Genomic DNA, 26526 nt, shown 5'->3' with positions numbered 1-26526 from the left:
AGACCCACCCATGCCCCTGGACCCGCAGGTGGTCGCATACCGGGCCGCGCGCGCGGCGGCCGGCGTCGCGCCGCTCTACACGCAGACCCTGGCCGAGGCGCGCGCGGCCGACCTGGCGGCCATCCGGGCCGGGGGCGGCGACGTCGAACCGGTGCACGCGGTACGCGACACGGTCGTCCCCGGCCCGGCCGGTGACCTGCCGGTACGCGTGCACCGGCCGGCCGGGGACGGCCCGCTGCCGACCCTGGTCTACTTCTTCGGCGGTGGCTGGACCCTCGGCAGCGTCGACACCGCCGACGGGATCTGCCGCCGGCTGGCCAACGCCACGGGCTGCCAGGTCGTCACGGTCGGCTACCGGCTCGCCCCCGAGCACCCGTTCCCGGCGGCGGTGCACGACTGCCACGCCGCCGTGGCCTGGCTCGCCGCGCACGCCGACGAGTTCGGGGCCGACCCGGCCCGGCTGGCCGTCGGCGGGGACAGCGCGGGCGGCAACCTCGCCGCCGCCGTGACCCTGCTGGCCCGCGACGGCGGCGGGCCGGCGCTGGCCGCCCAACTGCTGGTCTACCCCAACACCGACCAGCGCGAACGCGCCGAGCCGGCGGGGTCCGCCGATCCCGCCGGGCCCGGCGGGGAGCAGGACCCGCTGCTGTTCAACCGGCACTCGGTGGCCTGGTACCGGGGGCACTACCTGCCCGATCCGGCCGACGCGGCGAACCCGCTCGCGTCGCCGCTGCTCGCGGAGGACCTGACCGGCCTGCCGCCGGCCCTGGTGATCACCGCCGAGTACGACCCGCTGCGCGAGGAGGGGGAGCGCTACGCCGACCGGCTGCGCGCGGCGGGGGTGCCGGTGGAGCTGGCCCGCTACCCGGGGATGATCCACGGATTCTTCGCCATGCCGGGGGCGTTCGACGCCGGCCGGCACGCCCAGGACCGGGCCGCCGCGTTCCTGCGCGACCGGCTCGGCGTCGCCCCGGCGGCGCCGGCCGACGCGGGCGCGGTCGATGGCTGAACCGCTCGCCCCGGCCGCGCCCGCCCCGCCCGCCGCCCCGCCTGCGGCCGGTCCCGCCGGTGCGGCGCCGTTCGCGGCGAGCCTCGCCGACTTCGCCGCGCTGGCCCGCGCGGCGCTGCCGCCCGAGGTGTACGACTTCGTGGCGGGCGGCAGCGGCGCCGAGACCGCCCTCGCCGCGAACCGGGCCGCCCTGGACCGGGTCGCCGTGCTGCCCCGGATGCTGCGCGGGATCGACCGGCCCCGCACCGACGCCCCGCTGCTCGGCCGGCCGCAGGCCCTGCCGGTGGCGGTCGCGCCGATGGCGTACCAGCGGCTCGTGCACCCCGACGGCGAGCCCGCGCTCGCGGCGGCCGCCGGCGCGGCCGGGGTGCCCTACGTGGCGAGCACCCTGAGCAGCGCCACCATCGAGCAGATCGCGGCGGCCGGCGGGCCGGTGTGGTTCCAGCTCTACTGGCTGCGGGACCGGGGGATGGTCCGCGAGCTGGTGGACCGGGCGCAGCGGGCCGGGTGCACCGCGCTCATGCTCACCGTCGACGTGCCGATCCTCGGCCCCCGGCTGCGCGACGTCCGCAACGGGTTCGCGCTGCCGCCGCACGTGGCCGCCGCGAACCTGCCCGGCAGCCGCGACGACCTGGCGCACGCCGGCACGCCCGGCACGTCGGCCGTGGCCCGGCACACCAGCGCGGCGTTCGCCTCGGCCCTCACCTGGTCCGACGTCGCCTGGCTGCGGGGGCGCACGGACCTGCCGCTGGTGGTCAAGGGCGTCCTCGACCCCCGCGACGCGGTGCTGGCCGCCGACGCGGGCGCGGACGCGGTGGTGGTGTCCAACCACGGCGGGCGGCAGCTCGACGCCGCCCCCGCCGGGCTGACCATGCTGCCGCAGGTGCGCACCGCCGTCGGCGACCGGTGCGAGGTGCTGGTCGACGGCGGCATCAGCGGCGGCGTCGACGTGCTGCGCGCCCTGGCGCTGGGCGCGTCGGGGGTGCTGGTCGGGCGGCCGCTGCTGTGGGCGCTGGCCGTCGGCGGGCGGGCCGGCGCCGACGCCGCGTTCGCGCTGCTCGCCGCCGAGCTGCGCGACGCCCTCACCCTCGCCGGGTGCGCCGACCCGGCGGAGGCCCGCGACCTGCGTACGATCACGGAAGGCTGAACGTGGACGGTGGACGACCGGTGGACCTGAGCGCGCACACCGACCTGGCTGTGGCCGATCTGGAGGTGGCCGACCTGCACCCGGCGGTCGGCGACCCCGCGCTGAACTCGATGAACTTCCTCAACGAGGTCGCCCAGCGCTATCCCGACGCGGTGTCGCTGGCCGCCGGCCGCCCGTACGAGGAGTTCTTCGACGTCGCCGACCTGCACCGGCACCTGGAGACGTTCCGCGCCCACCTGGCCGACGACCTCGGCTACGGGCCGGCGCAGGTGCACCGTGCCCTGTTCCAGTACGGCCGCACCAAGGGGATCATCCACGACCTCGTCGCCCGCAACCTCGCCGTCGACGAGGAGATCACCGTCGACCCGGAGTCGATCGTGGTGACCGTCGGCTGCCAGGAGGCGATGCTGCTGGTGCTGCGGGCGCTGCGCGCCGGCCCCGCCGACGTGCTGCTCGCCGTCGCCCCCACCTACGTCGGGCTGACCGGCGCGGCCCGGCTCGTGGACCTGCCGGTGCGCCCGGTGGCCGGGGGGCCGGCCGGCATCGACCTGGCTGACCTGCGCGCGCAGGTGCGCCGGGCCCGCGCCGAGGGGCTGCGCCCGCGCGCCTGCTACGTGATGCCGGACTTCGCCAACCCGTCCGGGGCGAGCATCGGCCTGGCCGACCGGCGGCGGCTGCTGGACCTCGCCGCCGCCGAGGACCTGCTGCTGATCGAGGACAACCCGTACGGGCTGTTCCACGCCGACGGCGCGGGGCGGGTGCCCACGCTCAAGGCCCTCGACACCGGGCGGCGGGTGGTCTACCTCGGCTCGTTCGCCAAGACCGTGCTGCCCGGGGCGCGGGTCGGCTACCTCGTCGCCGACCAGCGGGTGCGCGACGCCGACGGGACCGTCGGGCCGCTCGCCGACCAGCTCGCCAAGATCAAGAGCATGGTCACGGTGAACACCTCCGCCATCGCCCAGGCCGTCGTCGGCGGGGCGCTGCTCGCCCACGGGTGCAGCCTCGTCGCCGCGAACACCCGCGAGCGCGCCGCGTACGCCCGCAACCTGCGCCACCTCGTCGACGGCCTGGCCCGGCGGTTCCCCGACCCGTCGCCGGTGCGGTGGAACGTCCCGGCGGGCGGCTTCTTCGCCGTGGTGAGCGTCCCGTTCCCCGTCGACGACGCGCTGCTGCGCCGCTCCGCCGAGGACTACGGCGTGCTGTGGACGCCGATGGCCCACTTCTACGACGACACCGCGCCGGTGGCCGCGCTGCGGCTGTCGATCAGCGCCGTGACGCCCGGGCAGATCGACACCGGCCTCGACCGGCTCGCCGCGCTGATCGCCGACGAGCTGGCCCGGTCGCCCGTCCCGGCGGCCCGGGGCTGACCCCGCACTGTCGTCGTTCCGCCACCCCCCGTGCGCCGCGCGGCCGGGCGGACCGGCCATAATGGACGGCATGGTCGCATGGGAGTACGCACTGTTGGTCCGCCGCTACCAGGGGCAGGGGCGCAATTTCCACGTCTCGTTCGTGTGGTACGGCCCGGACGGGTCCCGCACCGACATCACCGCGTACGGCGACACCGCGATCGCGCACCTCAACCGGGCCGGCCGGGAGGGCTGGGAGCTGGTCTCCGCCGCCGAGGACGTGAACAACGTCCAGGGCAGCACCGAGGTCCACCGCTACCACCTCAAGCGCCCCATGGCCTGACCCCCGCCCGGCCCCGCGTCCCGCCGCCCCCGCCTCGGCGATCGAAAGGAGAGCGTCAAAGTCGATCTCGACGATGACGCTCTCCTTTTGATCAGCGAGCGGGTGGGAACGGTCAGGTCAGGGTGACCGAGGGGTAGAGGGGGTGCGTCGACAGGAGGTCGGTGGCCTGGCGGCTGACCTTGTCGGCCAGGGCCGGGTCCAGGACGTACTTGGCCTTCGACGGCGTGCCGTCGGCGTTCGACCCCGGCGTGGTCTGGCTGAGCACGGTGTGGATCAGCTCGGCCGTCGCGTCCATCTCGGCGGCGCCCAGGCCCCGGGTGGTCAGGGCGGGCGTGCCGATCCGGATGCCCGAGGTGTACCACGCGCCGTTCGGGTCCTGTGGGACCGCGTTGCGGTTGGTGACGATGCCCGAGTCCAGCAGCGCCTGCTCCGCCTGCCGGCCGGTCAGCCCGTAGCCGGAGACGTCGATGAGCACCAGGTGGTTGTCCGTGCCGCCGGTGACCAGCTTCGCGCCCCGGCCCAGCAGCCCCTCGGCGAGGGCCTGGGCGTTGTCGACGATGCGCTGCGCGTAGTCGGCGAAGTCGGGGCGGCGCGCCTCCGCCAGGGCGACCGCCTTGGCGGCCATCACGTGCGGCAGCGGGCCGCCGAGCACCATCGGGCAGCCCCGGTCGACCTGGTCGGCCAGCTCCGGGCCGCACAGCACCATGCCGCCGCGCGGGCCGCGCAGCGACTTGTGGGTGGTGGTCGTGACGATGTGCGCGTGCGGCACCGGGTCGAAGTCGCCGGTGAACACCTTGCCGGCCACCAGGCCGGCGAAGTGCGCCATGTCGACCATGAACGTCGCGCCCACCGAGTCGGCGATCTCCCGCATGATCCGGAAGTTGACCTTCCTCGGGTACGCCGAGTAGCCGGCGACCAGGATCAGCGGCCGGAACTCGCGGGCCGCCTCGGCGACCCGGTCGTAGTCGATCAGCCCGGTCGCCGGGTCGGTGCCGTAGCTGCGCTGGTCGAACATCTTGCCCGAGATGTTGGGCCGGAAGCCGTGGGTGAGGTGGCCGCCCGCGTCCAGCGACATGCCGAGCATCCGCTGGTCGCCCAGCTCGCGGCGCAGCGCGAACCAGTCCTCCTCGGTCAGGTCGTTGACCTGGCGCACCTGGGCCCGCTTCAGGGCCGGGGACTCCACCCGGTCGGCCAGGATCGCCCAGAACGCCACCAGGTTGGCGTCGATGCCCGAGTGCGGCTGCACGTACGCGTGCGACGCGCCGAACAGCTCCCGGGCGTGCTCGGCGGCGAGCGCCTCGACGGTGTCGACGTTCTGGCAGCCGGCGTAGAAGCGGCGGCCGACCGTGCCCTCGGCGTACTTGTCGCTGAACCAGTTGCCCATCGCCAGCAGCGTGGCGGGGGAGGCGTAGTTCTCGCTCGCGATCAACTTCAGCGACTCGCGCTGGTCGGCCAGCTCCGCCCCGATCGCGTCGGCGACGCGGGGCTCGACGGCGCGGATCACCTCGAGGGCGCTGCGGAAGGCGGTGGACTCGGCGTTCGGCGACGACATGCGACCTCCTGGTGACGTGCGGAAGGCCCAGGCGCTCGGCAGACGTCCTGATGACGGGACCGCTTCCCGATGGTTGTCCATCCCCACGCGCCAGTCACGGCCCGGGTCGATCCTACCCGGTCGGCCCGGGGGCCGGCCGGGCCGGACCACCTTCGGCGGTCCCCACGCCCGCGGCGGCTCCCGTAGGATCGAACGGTGGTGGGGGAGGCCGACGGGGCGCTGCTCGCGATCAGCGACCTGCATGTGACATACGCGGAGAACCGGGCGATCGTCGAGGGCCTGCGCCCCCGTTCACCGGGCGACTGGCTGCTGGTCGCGGGTGACGTCGCCGACACCGTGGCCGACATCGAATGGGCGCTGGGCCTGCTCAGCCGGCGCTTCGCCACGGTGGTGTGGGCCCCGGGCAACCACGACCTGTGGACCCCGTCGAGCGACTCCGTCACCCTGCGCGGGGTGGCCCGCTACCGGCACCTGGTCGACGTCTGCCGCGCCCTCGGCGTGGTCACCCCGGAGGACCCCTACCCCGTGTGGCGGGGCCCCGGCGGGCCGGCGCTGGTCGCGCCGCTGTTCCTGCTCTACGACTACACCTGGCGGCCCGAGGGCATCGACACCCGCGAGGCGGCCCTGGCCGAGGCGCACGCCACCGGCATCGTCTGCACCGACGAATACCTGCTGCACCCGGACCCGTACCCGAGCCGGCAGGACTGGTGCGCGGCCCGGCTCGCCGAGACGGCCGCGCGGCTCGACGCCCGCGACCCGGCGCTGCCGACGGTGCTGGTCAGCCACTGGCCGCTGGTGCGCGAGCCGACCCGGATCCTGCGCTACCCGATCTTCGCCCAGTGGTGCGGCACCGACGCCACCGCCGACTGGCACGTGCGCTACGGGGCCGCCGCAGCCGTCTACGGCCACCTGCACATCCCCCGCACGACCTGGCACGACGGGGTGCGCTTCGAGGAGGTGTCGGTGGGCTACCCCCGGGAGTGGCGACGCCGGTCCGTCCCACCCGGCCAGCTCCGCCAGATCCTCCCGCCCCCGGACTGATCCGCCCCCGACCTGATCGGCCCGGACCTGCTCCCGCCCCGCCGGCCTCGCGGCCGGACCCCCGGACCGTGGACGGTTGCCGTCCGCTGGTGACGCCAACCGTCCACGGGCTCGGGTGCGGGACGGGCGGTGTCAGGCGGTGACCGCGTCCAGCGCCTTCTTGATCGCCTTCGGGGCGGTCGGGCTGCGCGGGGCGTCGGGGCGCAGCGCGATCATCCGCTCGCCGATCTCCTGCAACTGCTTGCGGCCGAGCGCCTCCCGCACCTTCGGGAACCACTCCTGCTCCTCCTCCTCGACGTGGTGCTCCACGTTCTCGATCAGCACCGTGGTCTTGGCGTTGAAGTGGTCGTCGTCGGCGTCCATGGCGGCCAGCTCCGCGCAGAGCAGGTCGGCGACGTGGTGCTCCTCGTACGATTCGAGGATGTCGTCCTCCAGGTCCGGCAGCAGCTTGCGGACCTCCGGGTACATCACCTCGTTCTCCAGGTAGGTGTGCACCGTGAGGGCCTCCAGGATCTGCCCCACCAGCTTCTGCCGCTGGCTCGCCGGGCCGTCCTGGGCATCCTGGAAGGCCCGGAACAGGCGGCGCATCTCCTTGTGGTCCTCTTTGAGCACGACGATGGCATCGGTCGACACCGGTGACCTCCTAGGTTCGGCTGATGATCGTCCGGTACCCCGAGGTCACCAGCGGAAACAGGCGTCACCCGATCGGTGGACGGTCCCGTCGCCCGCCCCGGCCGGTGCGGTCCGGCCAGCGGCGCGCCGGTGCCCGAAACACGCTGGTGGGGCCCGGCGGCCGGGCCCCACCAGTTTCCCGTCAGGCGGTCACTTGACCGCGTTGTAGGCGTTGACGGTGCCCGCGCCGTAGAACCCGTTGCGGGCCCCGCCGGAGCAGGTCGCGTCGTACGCGTGTGGCCCCGTCGGGATCAGCGGGACCGGGTTGTAGACGCCCGCCGGGCAGGAGCGGGCGACGGCGGTGCGCTCCAGGAACGACGCGAGCTGCCCCGGCGTCATTCCCGGGTGGGCTGACAGGGCCAGGGCGGCGACGCCGGTCGCGTGCGGACCGGACATCGAGGTGCCCTGCTTGTAGCCCCACCCGTTGGTGCGGGTGGCGGTGTTGAAGGTGGTGGACAGGATCGCGTCGGTGCTGGTCGACCGGGCGCCCTGGGTGCGGAACCGGGTGTCCCCGCCCGGGGCCGTCACGTCGACGACGCCCTTCCCGTACGAGGAGTAGTAGCTCTTGTCCCCGGTCGGGCCGACCGCCGACACGGTCACCACGCCCGGCGCCTCGGCCGGCAGGTCGAGGCAGGCGTTGGTGAGGTTCTCGCGGGTCTCGGGCGTCCCGTTGTTCGGGCTGCCCTCGTCGGTGATCTTGTGCGCGAGGTCGTAGTTGGAGTTGCCCGCGGACGCCACGTTGAGCACGCCCTTGCTCTGCGAGTAGCGGATGGCCCGCTGCACGGCCTGCCACACCGGGCGCTGGCGCGCGTCATTGCGGCAGTTCAGCTCCCACGGGTCGATATAGTAGCTGTTGTTGGTCAGCTGCATGCCGTGCTCGGCGGCCCACACGAACCCGCAGACCGCGGCCTCCGGGAAGATGTAGCCGTCGTCGTTGACCACCTTGACGGCGGCCACCCGGACGCCCGGGGCGACGCCGGTCACCCCGACGCCGTTGATGGCGGCGGCGATGGTGCCGGCCACGTGGGTGCCGTGGTCGGAGGTGGTCGGGTTCCAGGCGGCCTCGGCGGTGTCGGTGACACCGCCGACGCAGGACGCGCTCTTGTCCCTGGCGATCTGGCCGGCCAGGTCCGGGTGGCTGGAGGAGATGCCGCTGTCCAGCACGCCGACGACCACGTCCGGGCTACCGGTCGTGATCGCGTGGGCCTGCGGGACGCCGATCATCGGCATGTCCCACTGCTGCCCGTACAGCGGCTCGGTGGTCGGGTCGCCGCTGGCCGCGGCGGCGTCGGCCGTCGGGACCTCCACGGTCTCGCCCTCGTCGAGGGCGCTGCCGAGGCCGGTGGTGGCGGCCACCGACTCGACGCCGGCGCCCTTCACCGCCGAGGCGAAGTCGGGGTTGGCCGACCGGACGACGAGCACGCCGATCTGCCGGTAGCTGGCCACCACCGTGCCGTCCGCGGCGGCGACCCGGGCCGCCGCGGCGTCGGTCGTCGCGCCCTGCGGGGCGAGGACCAGGAAGGTGGTGTCGGGGCCGACGGCCGCCGCCGGGGCCGGTCCGCCGGTGAGGGCGAGACCGACGCCGAGCGTCACGGCGGACGCGGCGGCCAGGGTCTTGCGACGCAGGTTCTTCACACAGACTCCCAGGGGCTGTTCCAGCCGGCTGCGCGCCCCTGGTGGGGGACGCGGCCGGCGGAAGGCGGACGGACGCCCGCCTCCGCTGGATGAGCGCCGGGCCGCCGCGCGGCGTTACGCTGCACCGGAGTGGGCGGTCAGATCGTGGCGAGGGTGTGCGGGATCTCGTCGAGCAGCTCGCGGGCGAGGAAGCCGATCCGGCCGAACCGGGGCACCAGACGCTGCCCGCTGACCGCGTGCGCGAACGCCGCCCAGCAGGCCGCCTGCGCCGGCTCCGTGCCCCGCGACAGCAGGCCCGCCAGCAGCCCGGCCCGCACGTCGCCGCTGCCGGAGGTGCCCAGCCCCGCGTCGCCGCTCTCCTCCCGCCAGCACCGCCCGTCGGGCGCGGCGACGTGGCCGTAGAGGGAGACCACCGCGTCGTACCGGCGGGCCAGCTCGGCCGCCTCGGCGTCCAGGTCGTCACCGGGGTCGCGGCCCAGCAGGTGCGCCGCCTCGGTCAGGTTGGGCGTCAGCACCACCGGGCGGCCCGAGCCGACCAGCAGGTCCGGTGCGTGGCTGAGCGCGCCGAGGGCGTACGCGTCGAGCACCAGTGCGGTCTGCTTCGGCGCGGCGTCGAGCACCCCGCGCAGCAGCTCGCCGGTCGCCTCGATGTCCGTGAGCCCGGGGCCGACGGCCACCACGTCGGCGTCGGCCACCAGGGCGTCCAGCGGGTCGCCGGGCCGGCCCGCGACGGCCCCGTCGGCGGTCTCGGGCAGGCCCACGACCAGCGCCTCCGGCACCTGGATGCTCAGCGCGGCGGCGGTGGACTCGGCGGCGGCCAGTTGCAGCACCCCCGCGCCGGCCCGCAGGGCGGCCACCCCGGCCAGCAGCACCGCGCCGGGGGTGAACCGGGAGCCGCCGACGACCAGCACGGTGCCCCGGGCCTCCTTGCCGCCGGTCGGCACGGGCAGCGCCCAGTTCCGCAGCAGCGCCGGGGTGATCACCTCAGACCGGTTCGGCATGGACCTCGTCCTCCCTGGTGGGGCGGGCGCCCTGCTCGTGCAGGTGGGTGACGTCGTTGAACGCGTCGGGGACGAGCCGGCCGTCGGCGTCGGCGGTCCAACCGGTGACCGAGCAGTTGGCGATCACGTGCCGGCGGGTCAGCGTCATCAGCTCCGGCTCGGTCAGCCCCTCCACGAGGTAGCGCAGCAGGAACACCAGCGCGTCGTGGCCGAAGAGGAGCACCCGCCGGTCGGCGTGGTCCCGGCGCAGGTCGCCGAGCAGGCCGCGCAGCCGCAGCGCCACGTCCGTCCACGACTCGCCGCCGGGCGGCCGGTAGTAGAACTTGCCCAGCCGGGCCCGGCGCTGCGCCTCGTCGGGGAACCGGCGGGCGACGCCGTGCGCGGTCAGCCCGTCGAGGACGCCCAGCTCCCGGTCCCGCAGCCGCTCGTCGCGGCTCACCGGGATGCCGGTGCCGTCGAGGGCCAGCTCGGCGGTGCGCACCGCCCGCAGGTAGGGCGACACCACCGCCACGTCCGGCCGCCGCCGCTGCGGCAGCCCGGCCAGCCAGCGCCCGGTCGCCCGGGCCTGCTGCTCGCCGGTGGGGGACAGCGGCACGTCCGCGTCGCGGTGGGTCAGCCCGATCAGCTCCGCGCCGGTGTTCTCCGCCTCGGTCGCCGCGACGTTCGCCGTGCTCTCGCCGTGCCGCACGATCCACAGGGCTGCCAGTTCCGCCATGCGCCGAACCGTACCCGGCCCTCCCGAGCGGTAACCCTGACCGGGACGGGGGCCTAGTCGAGCAGCGTGACCAGGCGGTCCCGCAGCCGGGGAGCGAGACTCGACACGTACGTGGCGGTGAGGTGGTTGGCGTCCCGGTAGATCAGAACACCGCCGATGACCGCCGCGCAGGGGTCGACGGGGCAGATGGCGTCGTTGAGGTCGACCAGGTGGACGCCGCGTTGCCCGGCGGCCGCCGCCTCGTGCGCCGGCCCGCCGCCCGCGTCCAGGGCGGACTTCCGGTCCGTCGCGCAGCGCGTGAGCTTCCGTGGATTGGCCGCCACGCACTCGGGGGCGTTGCGCTCCAGGTAGGGCGAGTCGCGGAGCACGACGACCGTCGTGTCGACCGCCGTCACCGCCCGCCAGGTCGCGCGCAGCCCCTCGGCCATGCCCTTGTCCGCCTCGTCGACGTCGTCGGGGTCCACCCCGTAGGGGCGGTAGAAGGTGTTGCTCACCAGCAGCAGGTCCGGCTTCTCGACCTCGACGAGCTGCTTCTGCACGGCGCGGTTCCAGTCCCGGCAGCCGGGTTCCGGTCGTTCCTGCCAGGCCACCTCGATGGAGATGAACGGACAGGCCGACCGGGTGTAGGACAGCAGCCGCCAGCCCTCCGCCTCGGCGACGAGCTTCAGGGCCGGCAACCACTGGTTGGCGTGCGAGTCCCCGGCGAGCGCGACGGTGGTCGCGCCGAAGGGGTCCCCGTACTTGCAGGGGAACGCCTGGTCACCGCGTTGCCCGGCCCCGCAGGGGTGGGCCCACTGCTCGGGCCCGTCCTTCTTGGCGACGCTCGGGTCGGGGACGATGGACGCGACCCGGTCGACGGCGGCCCCGGCCCGGTCACCCAGCGGCTCCCTGCCGAGCACCGCCGCGCCGGGTGGTCCGGCGGGGGTGGTGGTCGCGGTCGGGGCGGGCCCGCCGATCGCCGGCAGGGCCACGGGGGTGGGCGGCACCTGCCGGGGCGGCCACACCGTGAGCTGGAACAGCATGCCGGCGGCGACGGTGACGCCCGTGCAGAGGGCGCCGACCCGCAGGGCGGCGGCCGGCTCCCACCGCAACGCCGCGGACATCCGGATCGGGTTCTCCACGAACCGGTAGGTGAGCGCGGCCGGCACGGCCGACAGCGCCACCACGCCGAGGGCCGCCCGCGTGCCCAGCTCGCCGAACCGTGCCTCGGCGGCCACCAGCAGGGGCCAGTGCCACAGGTAGAGCGAGTAGGACAGCGCGCCGACGGCGCGGATCGGCCGCCACCCGAGCGCGCCGGAGGGGCCGAACCGGCCGGCGGCCTGCGCGCCCGCGATCACGGCGGCGGTGCCGACCGTCGGCAGCAGCGCCTGATAGCCGGGGAAGGCCCGGTCGGGGTCGACGAGGAAGGCGGACGCGGCCACCGTGGCCAGTCCGGCCCAGGCGAGCATGGCGGCCAGCGGCCGGGGCAGCCGGTGCAGTCGGGCGCCGGCGATGGCGACGGCCCCGCCGAGGGCGAGCTCCCACAGCCGGGTGGTGGTGACGAAGTAGGCCGGGCCGGGGTCGGCCTGGCTCGCGTGCACCGACCAGGCGAACGAGGGCAGCGCGACGAGGGCGAAGCCGGCCATCAGGGCGCCCCGGCGCAGCCGGCGACGGCCGCCGAGCATGGCGAGACCGAGCAGGAGCAGCGGCCAGCCGAGGTAGAACTGCTCCTCGACGCCGAGGGACCAGAAGTGCTGGACGATGCTGGGCGCCGCGTCGGCGGCCCAGTAGTCGGTGGCCTGGACGGCGAGCCGCCAGTTCAGCCCGTAGGCGGCGCTGGCCACCACGTCCCAGGCGGTGTCGGCCCAGCGGGTGCGGGGCAGCAGGAGCCAGGTGAGCAGGAGGCTGGCCACCAGCACGACGGCCGCGGCGGGCAGCAGGCGCTTGGCCCGGCGGGCGTAGAAGCCGGCCAGGGAGATCCGGCCGGTGCGTTCGAGCTCGGCGACGAGCAGGCCGGTGATGAGGAATCCGGAGATGACGAAGAAGACGTCGACGCCGGCGAAGCCGCCCGGCACGAGGTCGCGCCCGGCGTGGCCGACGAGGACCATGACCACGGCGAGCGCGCGCAGCCCCTCGATGTCCCCCCGGAAGGCCGACCGCGCGGAACCTTCCGGCGTCACTGGCAAGCGCGTCACTGGCAAGCGCATCGAATGCCCGTTCCCCTCGTGTCGACCGGTAGGCGACGTGTTCAACGGGGCGGGACGACGGAGGTTATCCCCGCCGGCCGCGCGGGGGTGGCGCGGTCCGGGCCCGGCGGCCGGGCGGGGCCGACGCGCGCCCGCGGCGCGGGGCAGCGCCGTGGCCGTACGCCCGGCAGAATGTCACCCGCGCCGCCGGGGCCACCGCCGGTGCGGGTGTCGACGGGTGCCGGCCGCCGGCCGGCCGAGAGGGGTGCGCGGCGATGACGGTGGTCCGGGGTCTGCGCGAGGCGCTCGTGCTGTTCGTCGTGGCGCTGGTGGCGGTCGCCGCCGCCGCGGGCGTGTGGACGGCGGTCAGCGGGGGCGACTTCGTCTTCCGGGTCGGTGTCGCGCTCATCGTCGTCGGCACCCTGCTCGGGCTCACCGGCGACCTGACCCTGAGCCGGATCGGCATGCTGCCCGCCCGGTCGGCCTTCGGGCTGGCCCCGGAGCGGGAGGACGCGGGCGGCGGGCGGGTGCTCACCGGCGTCGGGATCTTCCTGTTCGTCTCGCTGCCGCTGATGGCCGTCGGGGTGGCGCTGCTGTCCTGACCCGGCCCGGCCAGCCGCCCGCCGCGGGGCTAGGCTGACCGGACATCCGCGACAGCCGAGGAGTTTTCGTGTCAGAGTCCGGCGACGTCGGGGTTCGCGGCGGCGAGCGGGTCGAGCCCATCGACACCTCGGTGGCGCACAACGCCCGGGTGTGGAACTACTGGCTGGGCGGCAAGGACAACTTCGAGCCGGACCGCCGGGTCGGCGACCACGTCCGGCAGATGTTCCCGGTCATCGGCGAGGTCGCCCGGGCCGACCGGCGGTTCCTCGCCCGCGCGGTGCGGCACCTGGCCGGCGAGGCCGGCGTGCGGCAGTTCCTCGACATCGGCACCGGCCTGCCGACCGCCGACAACACCCACCAGGTCGCGCAGGCCGTCGCCCCCGACGCGCGGATCGTCTACGTCGACAACGACCCGATGGTCCTCGTGCACGCCCGCGCCCTGCTGACCAGCTCCGCCGAGGGGGCCACGGACTACGTCGAGGCGGACGTCCACGACCCGGCGTCGATCCTGGCCGCCGCCGGGCGGACGCTGGATCTCGACCGGCCGGTGGCCGTGATGATGCTGGGCATCCTCAACTTCGTCCTCGACACCGACGAGGCGGTGGCGATAGTCCGCCGGCTGCTGGACGCGATGCCCCCGGGCAGCTACCTGGCGCTCACCCACCCCACCGTCGAGCTGGGCGGCGAGGCGAACGTGCCGGCCATGGAGTTCTGGAACGCCAACGCCGCGCCGCCGATCCGCGCGCGCACCGGGGCGGAGATCGCCCGGTTCGTCGACGGCCTGGAGCTGGTGGCGCCGGGCCTGGTGTCGTGCGCGCGGTGGCGTCCGGCCGACGGCGAGGAGCCGGCGGTCGTCCCGCAGTACGGCTGCGTGGCCCGCAAGCCCTGACCGCGCCGGGCCGCGCCGAAGGCCCGCCGGACTGCCCCCGACCTGCCTGCGCCCGTCGGCGCGGCGTCGTACGGTGGCAGTCGTGGCCACGGCGGCGCAGGAGATCAGGGTCGGGGAGCGGGTGGTCCGCGTCTCCAGCCCCGACAAGCCCTACTTTCCCCAGCGCGGCCTGACCAAGCTCGACGTGGTGCGCTACTTCCTCGCCGTCGGCGACGGGATCCTGCGCGCCCTGCGGGACCGGCCGACCATGCTGGAGCGGTGGCCCCGGGGCGTGTTCGAGGGCGCGCGGATCGCCACCCGGCAGAGCAACCGGGGCGACGCGTTCTACCAGAAGCGGCTGCCCTCCGGCGCGCCCGACTGGGTGCGCACCGCCCACCTGACGTTCCCCAGCGGACGCACGGCCGACGAGGTCGCGCCCGGCGAGCTGGCGGTGGTGATCTGGGCGGTCAACCTCGGCACGCTGCGCTTCCACCCGTGGCCGGTCACCGCCGCCGACACCGAACGCCCCGACCAGCTCCGCATCGACCTCGACCCCCTGCCGGGGGTCGACTTCGCGCAGGTGGTCCCGGTCGCGCTGGAGCTGCGCGCGGTGCTGGCCGAGCTGGGGCTGGTCGGCTACCCGAAGACCACCGGCGGGCGGGGGCTGCACGTCTACGTGTCGATCGAGCCGAGGTGGGGCTTCGGCGACTGCCGCCGGGCGGTGCTGGCCCTGGGCCGCGAGCTGGCGCGCCGCCTGCCGCACCTGGTCACCACGACCTGGTGGCGCGAGCAGCGGGACCGGCCGGTCTTCGTCGACTACAACCAGATGTCGCGGGACCACACGATGGCCTCGGCGTACTCGATCCGGCCCACCCCGGCGGCGCTGGTCTCCGCGCCGCTGGACTGGTCGGAGCTGGACGCCGCCCGGCCGGAGGACTTCGACGTGCTCACCCTGCCGGCCCGGTTCGCCGGGCGCGGCGACCCGCACGCCGGCCTGGACGGCCCGCGCTTCTCGCTGGAGCCGCTGCTGGAGCTGGCCGACCGCGCCGGCCTCGCGGCCCCACCGGAGCGCTGAGCCGCCACCTGTGCCGCCGGGCCGCCGCCGGCACCACCAGCAGCAGCGGCGGCACCACCGGCGGCGGCGCGCTCACGCCCACGGGCTGCGGGTGCCCTCGAACTCATCGAAGACGAGCCAGCTGCGGGTGGACAGCACCCCGGCGATGCCCTGCACCCGGTCCAGCACCACGTCCCGCAGGGTGGCGTTGTCGGGCGCCCGGACCAGGGCGAGGACGTCGTGCTCGCCGCTGAGCAGCGCGACGTGCTCGACGTAGCGCACCCGGGCCAGCTCGGCCGACACCTCCCGCCAGGTGTTCTGCTGGATCGTCAGCGCGATGTACGCCGACGTGCCCAGCCCGGCCGGCTCGGGCGCGATCCGGGCCCGGAAGCCGGTGACGACGCCGTCGCGCAGCAGCCGCTCCACCCGCGCGTACGCGTTGGTGCGGGAGACGTGCACTCGTTCGGCGAGGGTACGGATCGAGATCCGCCCGTCGCGGGCCAGCTCGTCGAGGATGCGCCGGTCCACCTCGTCGAGCGGCCCGGCCGAACGTCCCGTACCGCCCTCCGCGCCCGGCTCCCCGGTGGCCTGCTGGCTCACATCCGGCCCCTTCCCCTGCCATTCGTCCCGCGTTCATCGCGTGTGTTGAGTCAATCATCCAACGGCAGGAGCATAGGTCCACCACAAGTCCAGGAGGTCCCCGCCGTGACGACCACACCCCAGGCGGTCCGCAGGGCATCCCCGCGCACCCGCCCGCCGGCCAAGAAGCCCACCAAGGCCCCCGCCCGCGAGCAGGCGGCGACCGACCCGGCCGCCGCCCTGCTGCCGCAGACCGAACCGGTGCGGCTGCTCGACCCCGACGGCACGCCCCGGCCCGCCCGCGCCGACTACCCCGAGCCGCCCGTCGAGGACCTGCGCGAGATGTACCGCCGGATGGTCGTCGGCCGGCGCTTCGACACGCAGGCCACCGCCCTGACCAAGCAGGGCCGGCTCGCCGTCTACCCGTCCTCGCGCGGCCAGGAGGCCTGCCAGGTCGGCGCGGTGCTCGCCGTCCGCGACACCGACTGGGTCTTCCCGACCTACCGGGAGTCGATGGCGCTGGTCTCCCGGGGCATCGACCCCGTCGAGGTGCTCACCCTGCTGCGCGGCGACTGGCACTGCGGGTACGACCCCACCCGGGTGCACACCGCCCCGCAGTGCACCCCCCTGGCCACCCAGTGCGTGCACGCCGCCGGCCTCGCCTACGGGGAGGCCCACCAGGGCCGCGACACCGTGGCCCTGGCCTTCATCGGCGACGGCGCCACCAGCGAGGGCGACTTCCACGAGGGCGTCAACTTCGCCGCCGTGTTCAGGGCCCCCGTCGTGTTCTTCGTGCAGAACAACAAGTACGCCATCAGCGTCCCGCTGTCGCGGCAGACCGCCGCCCCGTCGCTAGCGTACAAGGGCGTCGGCTACGGCGTGCCCAGCGAGCAGGTCGACGGCAACGACCCCGTCGCCGTGCTCGCCGTGCTCACCCGCGCGGTCGCGCACGCCCGCGCCGGCAACGGCCCCTACCTGGTCGAGGCGCACACCTACCGGATGGAGCCGCACACCAACGCCGACGACGCCACCCGCTACCGCGACGGCGCCGAGGTCGACACCTGGCGCGACCGCGACCCGGTCGCCCGGCTGGAGACGTACCTGCGCACGCGCGGCGCGCTCGACGACGCGGCCGTCGCCGCGATCGCCGAACAGGCCGAGGCGTACGCCGCCGACCTGCGCGAGCGGATGCACGTCCAGCCCGAGGTCGACCCGCTGAGCCTCTTCGACCACGTCTACGCCACGCCGACCCCGCAGCTTCTCGAACAGCGGGAGCTGGTCCGCGCCGAGCTGGCCGCCGACCGCGAGGACGGGCGCTGATGGCGACCACCACCATGGCGAAGGCGCTCAACGCCGCGCTCGCCGACGCGCTGGCCGCCGACGAGCGGGTGCTCGTCTTCGGCGAGGACGTCGGCAAGCTCGGCGGCGTCTTCCGGATCACCGACGGCCTCCAGGCCCGGTTCGGCGACAGACGCTGCTTCGACACCCCGCTCGCCGAGGCCGGCATCGTCGGCTTCGCCGTCGGCCTGGCGATGTCCGGGCTGCGGCCGGTGGTGGAGATGCAGTTCGACGCGTTCGCGTACCCGGCGTTCGAGCAGATCGCCTCGCACGTGGCGAAGCTGCGCAACCGCACCCGGGGCGCGCTCGGCGTGCCCATGGTCATCCGGGTGCCCTACGCGGGCGGCATCGGCGGCGTCGAGCACCACTGCGACTCGTCCGAGGCGTACTACGCGCACACCCCGGGCCTGAAGGTCGTCACCCCGGCGACGGTCGCCGACGCGTACTCGCTGCTGCGCGAGGCCATCGCGGACCCGGACCCGGTCGTGTTCCTGGAGCCGAAGAAGCTCTACTTCTCCAGCGCCGAGGCCGACCTGCCGGCGGCCACCGAGCCGTTCGGCCGGGCCGTCGTGCGCCGGCCGGGCACCGACGCCACCCTGGTCGCGTACGGGCCGGCGGTGCCGGTCGCCCTGGAGGCCGCCGAGGCCGCCCGCGAGGAGGGCTGGGACCTGGAGGTGGTGGACGTGCGCACGATCGTCCCCCTCGACGACGCGACCATCGCCGCGTCGGTGCGCCGCACCGGCCGCTGCGTGGTGGTCTCCGAGGCGCAGGGCTTCGCCGGGGTCGGCGCGGAGATCGCCGCCCGGGTGCAGGAGCGCTGCTTCCACGCCCTGCACGCCCCGGTGCTGCGGGTGTCCGGGCTGGACATCCCGTATCCCGCGCCGATGCTGGAGCACACCCACCTGCCCGGCGTGGACCGGGTGCTCGACACGGTGGCCCGGCTCCAGTGGGACGACCGGCCCGACGCGCGCTGGCTGCCGCAGGGGAGCGCGGCATGAGCGACCAGGTGTTCCTCCTGCCCGACCTCGGCGAAGGGCTGAGCGAGGCGGAGATCGTGCAGTGGCGGGTCGCCGTCGGCGACACCGTGACCGTGGACCAGAGCGTGGTCGAGGTGGAGACCGCGAAGGCCGTCGTGGACGTGCCCTGCCCGTACGCCGGGCGGGTCGTGGCGCTGCACGGCGCGGCGGGCGAGACGCGCCCGGTCGGCCAGCCGCTGATCACCATCGCGCCCGCCGACGGCGCCGCCGGCGGCGGCGAGCCCGCCGGCCACGCCGCCTACCGGGAGGAGGAGCGCGCCGGCAGCGGCAACGTCCTCATCGGGTACGGCACCGGGCACGGCGCGGCGGGCCGGCGACGCCGCCGGCCCCGGCTCTCCGTCGCCCCCGAGCCCGCGCCGTCCGCCGAGCCCGAGTCCGCGCCGTCCGCTGTGCCCGCGCCCGCACCGGTCCTCGTGTCGACGCCCGCGCCCGATCCCGCCGCGGCGGTCCCCGGGGGCGCGGTCGCCCTGGTGATCTCCCCGATCGTCCGGCGGCTGGCCCGGGAGCACGGCATCGACCCGGCCACCCTGCGCGGCACCGGCCCGGGCGGGGTGGTGCGCCGGGCCGACGTCGAGGCCGCCCTCGCCGGCACGGCCCCGCCGCCCGCTCCCGCCCCGGTCCCCGACCACCCGGGCGCGACCCCGTCCGGCGCGGCCGCCGGTCCGGCCCCGGCGGGCCGGACCGCCGTGCCGGTGGGCGAGGAGGACCTGGTCGTCCCGCTCACCGGCGTGCGGAAGGTGATCGCCGACAAGCTCTCCCGCAGCCGGCGGGAGATCCCCGAGGTGACCATCTGGGTCGACGCGGACGCCACCGCCCTGGTGGAGACCCGCCGGGCGATCAACGCCGCGACCCCGGACGCGCCGGTGAGCCTGCTGGCCCTGCTGGCCCGCGTCTGCCTCAGCGGGCTGCGCCGCTTCCCGCAGCTCAACGCGCGGGTCGACACCGAGGGGCAGCGGATCGTCCAGTCCCGGGGGGTGCACCTGGGCATCGCCGCGCAGACCGACCGGGGCCTGGTCGTCCCGGTGCTGCGCGACGCGCACCTGCTCACCACCCGGGAGTTGGCCGTGGCGCTGGCCGAGACCACCGCCGCCGCGCGGGCTGGCGCCCTGCCGCCGGCCCGCCTCACCGGCGGCACGTTCACCCTCAACAACTACGGCGTGTTCGGCGTCGACGGCTCCACCCCGATCATCAACCACCCGGAGGCGGCGCTGCTCGGCGTGGGGCGGATCGTGGACAAGCCGTGGGTCGTCGACGGTCAGCTCGCCGTACGCAAGGTGACGCAGCTCAGCCTCACCTTCGACCACCGGGTCTGCGACGGCGGGGTGGCCGGCGGCTTCCTGCGGCACGTCGCGGACTGCGTGGAGCAGCCGGCCCTGCTGATCGCCAACGGGTGAGCCCGGTCCCGGCGGCACTGCGCCGCCGGGACCCCGAACGTCCCTTTCCGTGCGCCCCCGCGACCCCGTCGTCCCCTTTCGTTCGGGCCCGGTCGAATGGGTCGGAAATGCGTTCCCGATCCGGATCGCCGTTCATTCGGCGGCGCCGCCGGTGCGCTGATTCCGATCCGTTTCCTCTCCCGTTTCTTCCCGTCGTCGCCGGGAATTCCGCGCCGGCGACGACCGCCGGTCGTCCGCCCGCGACCACCCGGTCGTCCGCCCGTGCGAGGGGAGAGCGCAGTGCCGTACCAGGGCCTGCCCGCCGCTGTCCGAGACCGCCGCCCGGCCGTCGCCGGGGCACCGCTGCACTGCGACGCCACCGAGTACGGGCTGCGCGGCGACGGGGTGACCAACGACCAGCCCGCGCTCGCCGCCCTCGTGGACCGCCTGGGCGACGGCTACGCCGCCGACGGGCGGGCCCGGGTCATCTACTGCCCGCCCGGCATCTACTCCATCCGCGATGCGGGCACGGTGTGGCGCAGCGGGGTGTCCCTGATCGGGGCCGGCCCCGGCGCGACCCGGTTCCTGCTCAGCAACGAGGGCAACCGGGCCGATCCGACCCCGCTGGCCTTCTGGACCACCCTCCAGCACGGCGCGGACCGCGACCGGCACATCGCCGACTGCACCTTCGCCGACTTCGAGATCGACGGCTCGGGCGTGGCCATGGCCGAGTACAACTACCTCGCCAAGGGCCTCGGCCTGCAGTACGTGGTGCGCGGGGTGTTCCGCAACCTCTACATCCACCACACGGCGGCGACCGGCCTGGGCTGCGACTTCCTCCAGGACAGCCTGATCGAGGGGGTGGTGGTGGTCGGCTGCGGCCGGCTCGACAACGGTCAGGAGATGGGCGGCGCCGGGATCGGCGTCGGCATCGGCGGCTGGGGCGCGATGGAGCGGCTCACCATCGCCAACTGCACCGCGCTGGGCAACGGCACCAACGGCATCTTCCTGGAACTCCAGAAGGCCACCTGGTCGCCGCCGCGCGGCTACCGGATCGTCGGCTGCCACAGCCAGGGCAACCGGTTCGGCATCTCCGACTGGGGCGCGGACGGGCTGATCGTCTCCGCCTGCACGATGACGGGCAACCTGGAGGCCGGCTTCGACGTCTCCGCCGAGGGGACCTCGGGGGTGGCCGGCCGGGGCGGCCTGCTGGCCGACTGCGTCATCGACGGCAACGTCCGCGACGGCATCAGCATGGGCAACACCCCGGGCCCGTACACGGTGCGCGGCAACCGGATCAGCGGCAACGGGGCGTACGGCTACCACGAGCACGACCTCGGGCACGGCTACCACGGCGCGGCGACGGACGTGGTCATCGACGGCAACGACTTCTGGGGCAACGGCCTCGACGCCATCCGCATCGACCGGCCGATGGTCGACGCCGTGCTGCTCAACAACCGCATCCGCAACAACGGCCGGCAGTGCGCCGGCGCGTACGGCGGGGGCGGCGAGTCGGTCCGCTACAACGAACGGTCGCTCGTCGACCGGACCGCCGGCTGGCAGCACGACGGGCACCGGGGCAAGGTGCTGCGGGTCGGCAAGCGGGTCGCCCTGGTCGCCGCCAACGACGACACCGGGCTCACCCTCGCCCCGGTGCGCCCCGACGCCTACAGCGCCTGGAGCGGGGACACCCCGCTGCCGGGCACGGCGTACGAGCTGCCGGGCGCGCCGCGGTGCCGGGCCGGGATCACGGTCAACGCGCACGTCGACTCGGCCACCATCCGGGGCAACCGGATCTGGGACAACCACGACGAACGCACCCAGACGCACGGAATCTGGATCACCGACCGGGGCAGCTGCGTGTCCTGCCGGGTCGAGGACAACGACCTGGCCGGCAACGCGGTGGCCGCCACCCGCCTGGACACCCCGCCGGTCGGCGGCCGGTGGGACCGCAACCACGGCGACCAGGACTGGGACTGACGGCGGGCGAACCGGTCGTCCGTCCGCGGACGGGCCGATCGGTGACACGGGGTCCTCGGGGCGCGGTCCACCATTTTCGACCCGCCTCCGCCGAAACTGTCGACAATGACGCCACGCCTTTTCCGGAAACCGCACCGGGCCTCCCGGAAAGCCATACAGAATGTGGCCAAAGGGGAGCGGAAAAGGGGTGCGGAACATGGACGTGAGGCGGCGATTGACGCTATTGGCGGTAACCATCGCAGCCACACCACTGGTTCTCGGTGGATGCACCGCCGAGGGGAGGAAGGCCGCCGAGCGGGCCGCGCGGGTCGCGCCGCCGCCGGCGGTCGAGCTGACGCCCGCCGACCGGGCGCGGGACGTCCCGGTCAGCGCCGAGATCGGCACCAGCGTGGCCCACGGCAGGGTCACCGGCGTGCGGCTCACCGACGACAAGGGCCGGCAGGTCCCGGGGGAGCCCCGGGAGGACGGGACGAGCTGGGTGCCCGGCGCGCCGCTGGCCGGCGGGCGGACGTACACCGCCGAGGTGACGGTGACGGGGGACGGGGGGCGGACCGCCACCCGCACCACGACGTTCAGCACCGCGCCGAAGCCGACCAAGCCGGCGATCACCAGCACCCTCTACTTCACGGGCAACCAGACGTACGGCACCGCGATGCCCGTGACGGTGGCGTTCGACCCGGGGGTGCCGAAGGAGGCGCGCGCAGCGGTGCAGAAGCGGCTGTTCGTCAAGACCGACCCGCCGCAGCCGGGCACCTGGTCCTGGCTGGAGGACGGCAGCCAGGCGTACTACCGGGCCCCCGACTTCTGGCGGCCGGGCACGAAGATCAGCGTCCGCGCGGCCCTGGAGGGGTTGCCGATCGGCAAGGACCTGGTGGGCGACGCCGAGCACCGGGCCACCTCCAAGATCGGCCGGCAGGTCTCCGTCGACATCGACAACGCCACCAAGCAGATGTCGGTGTTCCGCGACGGCAAGCTGGTCCGCCGGATCCCGGTCAGCCTCGGCAAGCCGAGCACGCCCAGCTCCAGCGGCAAGATGGTGATCATGGAGAAGCACGAGCGGACGACGTTCGACACCCGCGGCGAGCCCGACGGCGGCTACGTCGTCGACGTCGACGACGCCCAGCGGCTCACCTGGGGCGGGGAGTTCATCCACTCCGCGCCGTGGTCGGAGGGCGACCAGGGCTACAGCAACGTCTCGCACGGCTGCGCCAACGTCTCCGCCGCCGCCGCGGACTGGCTGATGGGCGTCACGCAGGTCGGCGACCTGGTCACCGTCACGGGCACCGAGGTGCCGCTGCGGGCCGGCAACGGCTGGACGGCCTGGAACGTGAGCTGGGACGAGTTCGCCAAGGGCAGCGCTTTGCCCGTCCCGGCCGGGCTGCGGCCCAGCCCGCACACCGCGTCGCCGCACCCGGGGGCGGTGGCCGGCGGGGGCTCGCCCGCGCCGACCCCGTCGGCCAGCGGCGGCTGACCACCGGGAGGAACGGCCGCCGGGCCGGCCCGCCACCGCACGGTGGCGGGCCGACCCCTGTCGCGGTCGTGGCACGCGGGAGGCCAGGGAGTCTGGGCGTACCGTTGCAGACGGTGGGGCCGTCGGTTGTAGCGGCTGGCGGCCCACCACCCCAGCCGCTACCTGGGAGACACCATGACCGAGCCGACCAGCACCTTCGGCCGCAGGCTTCGCGCCCACCGCGAACGCGCCGGCCTCACCCGCCCAGTCCTCGGCGGCCTCGTCGGCCGCAGCGCCGAATGGGTCAAAGCCATCGAAGGGGGTCGACTGCTTCCTCCCCGCCTGCCGATGCTGTTGCGCCTCGCCGAAGTCCTCGACATCACCGACCTGGCCGACCTCACCGGCTCCCAGCCGCTACCGGTCGCGTCGGTCACCCGCGCCGGGCATCCCGACGTCGACCAGGTGGCCGCCGCCATGAAACGCACCACCCACCCGGCCGGCGACCCCACGACGGCCATGGTGCTGCGTGGTCTCGTCGACCAGGCGTGGACGTTGTGGCATCGATCGAGCACCGAACGGGGGGCGGTCGCCGCCGTGCTGCCGCACCTGCTCGACAACGCCCGGATGTCGGCTCGACGACTTGACGGCACCGACCGGCGGGCCGCCCTCGTCGAGCTGGCCCGCGTGTACCACCTCGCCCAGTTGTACGCGGCCGACCAGCCGTACCCGGAACTGGTGTGGCTGGCCGCCGACCGGGCGATGGCCGCCGCGCAGGACGCCGACAACCCTGACGCGATCGCCGCTGCGGCCTGGTACTACGCGCACGTGTATCGGGCGTCGAACCAGACAGACGCCGCCGAGCAGGTGTTGGTGGACGCCGCCGCGCTGCTCGACCCGGCGGCCGGCGGCGAACAGTTGGCCCGGTGGGGGCAGGCGCAGCTTGGGATCGCGTTGGCGCACAGCAAGCGGGGCCGGTCCGGGCAGGCGTGGCGGGCGTGGGACGCCGCCGACGAGGCCGCGAACCGGCTGGGCGGCGGGTACGTCCACCCGTGGTTGATGTTCGGGCCGGCGGCGTGCGCCGCGTACGGGGTGACCGTTGAGATTGACCTTGTGCGACCTGGTGAGGCGATCCGGCGGGCGGCGCACACCGACTACTCGTCGCTGCCGTCACGCACCCGCCGGGCCACGCACCTGGTGGATGCGGCGCGGGCACACATGATGCGCGGCGAGGACGTCGCGGTGGTGCATCTGCTCGGCCGGGCGTTGCGTGAGTCCGTCGACACGGTTCGGCACCGGCCGCACGCCCGCATGGCGATCATGGAGTTGGCCGGCCGGCGGGGCACCGTCGGCGAGGACGCCCGGGAGTTGGCGTTGGCGATCGGCCTCGACGGTTAGTTGTCCCTGGGGTACACACTGTCCCTGCCGCCGCCCGTGACCAGCCGTAACGTGCCGGTCACGGGCGGCGGTGGTCGTTTCCGATCCTGCGATTTGTGCGAGCCGCCGCCACCCGCCCCCAGCTAGTGAGGGAGACGATCCGGTGGCGTTTTGGTCCGAGCTGCGCGACATCGTGCGGTGGCTACTGCGGCGGTCCGACCCGCCCCCACCGCCCGACACCGGCTACCAGGTGAGGTACGACCGGTGACCCGCATGGTCGACGACCTCGACGCCGCGAGCGTCGCATCGGTGGCGCGTCTCGTCGTCACCAGCCACGCCGCCGGCCACACCTGCTGGCGATGCACGCCGGACGGTTGCGAAGAGGTCACCTGGGCGCGCGGGATGCTCCATCTCGCCGACACCGACTGGGCCGCCCTCGAACGGCTGGTGGCGGCGTGGTGAGCGTCCGGGTGGCCGCCGGGGAACGGCTGTCGCTGCGTACCGGCGAATGGGCCACCCACACCGCCCAGCTCGGTACCACCTACCTCGACATGCGGGTGGTGGACGTTGGCGGTCAGCCGACCGACGTGCCGGGTTGGGTGCGGGTGCGCGGCCATGGCCTCGAATGTCAGTGGGAGTCCGTGCAGTGCCCGCACCCGTGGTGCCTGGAGCTGCTGGTGAAGGTGGAAGCCCTGTACGACGCGGTGAACCGGTGAACACCGTCCGGGCCACGAAGGTGCGGGAGGCCGTGGAACGCCGCTACCAGGTGGTCGGTGCGCCTGAGATCGTCGACCACCGGGGCCGCAGGTTCCGGCCCACCGAGCTGGAGGTCGTGGCCATCGACGGCGCGATCGCCACCACCAACGTTCACGGCATCCTGGCCGGCGCCCATGGCCTGTACGGCAGCAGGCACACCGACCGCCGCTGGTACGGGCCGTGGGAGTGGCAGATACCGCCGATCCCCGACTGGATCGAGGCGGCGACCCGCGGGCAGCCCTGAGACGACGAAAGCCGTCCCACCCCTCCCGAAAGGAGGCGGTGGGCGGCCTTCTGCCAGGGAGAATCCCCCGCCTACCCGGCCTCCTGCCAGGGGAGGATCCGGGGCGACTCAGGGTCAGACCCTGGGTGTACCCGGAGTCACTCCCGGGCAGGGCGGAAATGTCGGTGGGTGGGGCTAGATTCGTGGGCATGGAGCAGCGCAGCGATCGGTTCCACGTGCAGGTCGACGTGGGTGACGACGTCGTGGAGATGAGGGCGACCGGCGAGGTCGACATCGCCACGGTCGGCGCGCTGCGCTCCGCGCTCTGGGCCGCCCCCGCCCGCCCCCTGCTGCGGCTCGACCTCTCCGGCGTCCGGCTGCTCTCCGCCGCCGGGGTGCGGGCGCTGGTCGCCGCGCACCGCCGGGCCCGCGCGCGGGGCGGCGAGCTGGTGCTCGTCGACCCGGCCCCGATGGTGGCCCGGGTGCTGCACGTGACCGGCCTTGACCGGGTCATCCCGGTCCGGGCGGGCACCGCCGCCGCCGCGACCGGGCCGGTCGCCCCCGCGCCCCTGGCGTTGCCGCCGGGGCTGCTGGTGCCGCTCGTCGCCGAGCGGGGCAGCGCGTCCGCGCCGCTGGCGCCGGCCGCCTGAACTGCCGCGATCCCGCCCTGCCGCTCTCCGTCCGGGCCGCCGGCGGTGCCGACGCCCCGGACGGAAAGCCGACGGGTCAGGCTCAGCGCACGCCGAGCAGGTCCACGACGAAGACGAGCGTCTCGCCCGGCGCGATCACGCCGCCGGCGCCCTGGTTGCCGTACCCGAGGTGCGGCGGGATGGTCAGCTTGCGCCGGCCGCCGACCCGCATGCCGACGACGCCCTGGTCCCAGCCGGCGATGACCCGCCCGCCGCCGAGGGGGAACTCGAACGCGTCGCCCCGGTTCCACGACGCGTCGAACTCGCGACCCGTCGAGTGGGCCACGCCCACGTAGTGCACGGTGGCCCGCTGGCCCCGCTGGGCCTCCGGGCCGTCGCCGACGATGATGTCCTCGATGACGAGATCGGCGGGCGGCGCGCCCTCGATCGGGCCGATTTCGGGCTTGTCCATGCCGTACGCCTCCTGCTCGGTGGTGCGTCCACTGCGGTCGCCGTCGATCCTGCCGGATCGTGATCCGCCGATCTCCATCGGTCCCGTCGCCGACGCCCGCGCGGCGGGCCCGCCCGCCGCGACGCAGCGGGCGGGCGGGTGGCCCGGCCGGGCACACGCGACGG

Annotated in this window: 26 protein-coding genes and 1 riboswitch; of the genes, 18 read left to right on the top strand and 8 right to left on the bottom strand. The window is 74.9% G+C overall.

Annotated elements, in window-relative coordinates:
- Positions 1 to 10 precede the first annotated feature (10 nt).
- From O7628_RS29680 to O7628_RS29665, 4 genes are all read left to right on the top strand, one after another.
- The gene (locus O7628_RS29680; RefSeq protein ID WP_278135653.1) at positions 11 to 1009 is read left to right on the top strand and encodes an alpha/beta hydrolase; all 999 of its coding nucleotides are present in this window, start codon (positions 11 to 13) and stop codon (positions 1007 to 1009) included.
- Positions 1002 to 2156 carry an alpha-hydroxy acid oxidase gene (locus tag O7628_RS29675; RefSeq protein ID WP_278135651.1) on the top strand — a complete coding sequence of 385 codons (1155 nt, stop codon included), beginning with the start codon at positions 1002 to 1004 and terminating at the stop codon, positions 2154 to 2156. Before O7628_RS29680 ends, O7628_RS29675 begins: the two co-directional genes overlap by 8 nt.
- A gap of 2 nt (positions 2157 to 2158) precedes the next feature.
- Complete coding sequence (locus O7628_RS29670) at positions 2159 to 3523, top strand: PLP-dependent aminotransferase family protein (RefSeq protein WP_278135649.1); 1365 nt, start codon at positions 2159 to 2161, stop codon at positions 3521 to 3523.
- 61 nt (positions 3524 to 3584) lie between these two features.
- The gene (locus O7628_RS29665) at positions 3585 to 3845 is read left to right on the top strand and encodes a hypothetical protein (protein WP_074477232.1); all 261 of its coding nucleotides are present in this window, start codon (positions 3585 to 3587) and stop codon (positions 3843 to 3845) included.
- A 112-nt stretch (positions 3846 to 3957) separates the two neighbouring features.
- Here the strand turns inward: O7628_RS29665 and O7628_RS29660 are convergent, their stop codons facing one another.
- Positions 3958 to 5397 carry a glycine hydroxymethyltransferase gene (locus O7628_RS29660; RefSeq protein WP_178065244.1) on the bottom strand — a complete coding sequence of 480 codons (1440 nt, stop codon included), beginning with the start codon at positions 5395 to 5397 and terminating at the stop codon, positions 3958 to 3960.
- Between the two features lie 18 nt (positions 5398 to 5415).
- A riboswitch (ZMP/ZTP riboswitch) is annotated at positions 5416 to 5505 on the bottom strand.
- Between the two features lie 87 nt (positions 5506 to 5592).
- Between O7628_RS29660 and O7628_RS29655 the strand changes: the two genes are divergently transcribed.
- Complete coding sequence (locus O7628_RS29655) at positions 5593 to 6438, top strand: metallophosphoesterase (protein ID WP_278135648.1); 846 nt, start codon at positions 5593 to 5595, stop codon at positions 6436 to 6438.
- A gap of 132 nt (positions 6439 to 6570) precedes the next feature.
- Here O7628_RS29655 and O7628_RS29650 read toward each other — a convergent pair whose 3' ends face one another.
- The 5 genes from O7628_RS29650 to O7628_RS29630 form a co-directional block, all read right to left on the bottom strand.
- Positions 6571 to 7071 (bottom strand): hemerythrin domain-containing protein, encoded by a 501-nt coding sequence (locus O7628_RS29650; protein WP_278135646.1) that lies wholly within the window; start codon positions 7069 to 7071, stop codon positions 6571 to 6573.
- A 189-nt stretch (positions 7072 to 7260) separates the two neighbouring features.
- Complete coding sequence (locus tag O7628_RS29645) at positions 7261 to 8745, bottom strand: S8 family serine peptidase (RefSeq protein WP_278135644.1); 1485 nt, start codon at positions 8743 to 8745, stop codon at positions 7261 to 7263.
- Positions 8746 to 8882: 137 nt separating this feature from the next.
- Entirely contained in the window at positions 8883 to 9746 is an 864-nt protein-coding gene (locus O7628_RS29640; protein ID WP_278135642.1) for an NAD(P)H-hydrate dehydratase, read from the bottom strand.
- A complete protein-coding gene (locus O7628_RS29635) occupies positions 9730 to 10461 on the bottom strand; it encodes a histidine phosphatase family protein (protein ID WP_278135641.1) in 732 nt (243 codons plus the stop codon). Before O7628_RS29635 ends, O7628_RS29640 begins: the two co-directional genes overlap by 17 nt.
- A 53-nt stretch (positions 10462 to 10514) precedes the next feature.
- Complete coding sequence (locus O7628_RS29630) at positions 10515 to 12620, bottom strand: acyltransferase family protein (protein ID WP_278135639.1); 2106 nt, start codon at positions 12618 to 12620, stop codon at positions 10515 to 10517.
- A 281-nt stretch (positions 12621 to 12901) separates the two neighbouring features.
- Here O7628_RS29630 and O7628_RS29625 point away from each other — a divergent pair, with 281 nt between their 5' ends.
- From O7628_RS29625 to O7628_RS29615, 3 genes are all read left to right on the top strand, one after another.
- Complete coding sequence (locus O7628_RS29625) at positions 12902 to 13228, top strand: hypothetical protein (protein ID WP_178065251.1); 327 nt, start codon at positions 12902 to 12904, stop codon at positions 13226 to 13228.
- Between the two features lie 68 nt (positions 13229 to 13296).
- On the top strand, positions 13297 to 14118 hold the full coding sequence (locus tag O7628_RS29620) for an SAM-dependent methyltransferase (protein WP_074477240.1): 822 nt from the start codon (positions 13297 to 13299) through the stop codon (positions 14116 to 14118).
- Between the two features lie 73 nt (positions 14119 to 14191).
- The gene (locus O7628_RS29615) at positions 14192 to 15172 is read left to right on the top strand and encodes a DNA primase small subunit domain-containing protein (RefSeq protein ID WP_278135635.1); all 981 of its coding nucleotides are present in this window, start codon (positions 14192 to 14194) and stop codon (positions 15170 to 15172) included.
- A 72-nt stretch (positions 15173 to 15244) separates the two neighbouring features.
- Here the strand turns inward: O7628_RS29615 and O7628_RS29610 are convergent, their stop codons facing one another.
- The gene (locus O7628_RS29610) at positions 15245 to 15751 is read right to left on the bottom strand and encodes an Lrp/AsnC family transcriptional regulator (protein ID WP_074477242.1); all 507 of its coding nucleotides are present in this window, start codon (positions 15749 to 15751) and stop codon (positions 15245 to 15247) included.
- Positions 15752 to 15823: 72 nt separating this feature from the next.
- Here O7628_RS29610 and pdhA point away from each other — a divergent pair, with 72 nt between their 5' ends.
- From pdhA to O7628_RS29560, 10 genes are all read left to right on the top strand, one after another.
- Positions 15824 to 17050 carry a pyruvate dehydrogenase (acetyl-transferring) E1 component subunit alpha gene (gene pdhA, locus O7628_RS29605; protein WP_278136439.1) on the top strand — a complete coding sequence of 409 codons (1227 nt, stop codon included), beginning with the start codon at positions 15824 to 15826 and terminating at the stop codon, positions 17048 to 17050.
- Positions 17050 to 18066, top strand: a complete 1017-nt coding sequence (locus O7628_RS29600) for an alpha-ketoacid dehydrogenase subunit beta (RefSeq protein ID WP_278135633.1) — start codon at positions 17050 to 17052, stop codon at positions 18064 to 18066. The genes pdhA and O7628_RS29600 overlap by 1 nt, the downstream gene beginning before the upstream one ends.
- Positions 18063 to 19499: a dihydrolipoamide acetyltransferase family protein gene (locus O7628_RS29595; protein ID WP_278135630.1), complete on the top strand. Its 1437-nt coding sequence runs from the start codon at positions 18063 to 18065 to the stop codon at positions 19497 to 19499. Before O7628_RS29600 ends, O7628_RS29595 begins: the two co-directional genes overlap by 4 nt.
- A gap of 279 nt (positions 19500 to 19778) precedes the next feature.
- A complete protein-coding gene (locus O7628_RS29590) occupies positions 19779 to 21458 on the top strand; it encodes a right-handed parallel beta-helix repeat-containing protein (RefSeq protein WP_278135628.1) in 1680 nt (559 codons plus the stop codon).
- 196 nt (positions 21459 to 21654) lie between these two features.
- Entirely contained in the window at positions 21655 to 22929 is a 1275-nt protein-coding gene (locus tag O7628_RS29585; RefSeq protein ID WP_278135626.1) for an Ig-like domain-containing protein, read from the top strand.
- Between the two features lie 174 nt (positions 22930 to 23103).
- Complete coding sequence (locus O7628_RS29580) at positions 23104 to 24303, top strand: helix-turn-helix transcriptional regulator (protein WP_278135625.1); 1200 nt, start codon at positions 23104 to 23106, stop codon at positions 24301 to 24303.
- Between the two features lie 243 nt (positions 24304 to 24546).
- Entirely contained in the window at positions 24547 to 24744 is a 198-nt protein-coding gene (locus tag O7628_RS29575) for a hypothetical protein (protein ID WP_278135623.1), read from the top strand.
- Positions 24741 to 24998 carry a hypothetical protein gene (locus O7628_RS29570; protein ID WP_278135621.1) on the top strand — a complete coding sequence of 86 codons (258 nt, stop codon included), beginning with the start codon at positions 24741 to 24743 and terminating at the stop codon, positions 24996 to 24998. Before O7628_RS29575 ends, O7628_RS29570 begins: the two co-directional genes overlap by 4 nt.
- Positions 24995 to 25282, top strand: a complete 288-nt coding sequence (locus O7628_RS29565; protein ID WP_278135619.1) for a hypothetical protein — start codon at positions 24995 to 24997, stop codon at positions 25280 to 25282. The genes O7628_RS29570 and O7628_RS29565 overlap by 4 nt, the downstream gene beginning before the upstream one ends.
- 188 nt (positions 25283 to 25470) lie before the next feature.
- A complete protein-coding gene (locus O7628_RS29560; RefSeq protein WP_278135617.1) occupies positions 25471 to 25911 on the top strand; it encodes an STAS domain-containing protein in 441 nt (146 codons plus the stop codon).
- Between the two features lie 82 nt (positions 25912 to 25993).
- Here O7628_RS29560 and O7628_RS29555 read toward each other — a convergent pair whose 3' ends face one another.
- Positions 25994 to 26362 (bottom strand): FKBP-type peptidyl-prolyl cis-trans isomerase, encoded by a 369-nt coding sequence (locus O7628_RS29555; protein ID WP_074477367.1) that lies wholly within the window; start codon positions 26360 to 26362, stop codon positions 25994 to 25996.
- Positions 26363 to 26526 lie beyond the last annotated feature (164 nt).

Origin of the sequence: Micromonospora sp. WMMD956, assembly GCF_029626125.1 — a bacterium.
Classification (GTDB): Bacteria; Actinomycetota; Actinomycetes; order Mycobacteriales; family Micromonosporaceae; genus Micromonospora; species Micromonospora carbonacea.
This window is presented reverse-complemented; position numbering and strand designations above follow the sequence as displayed.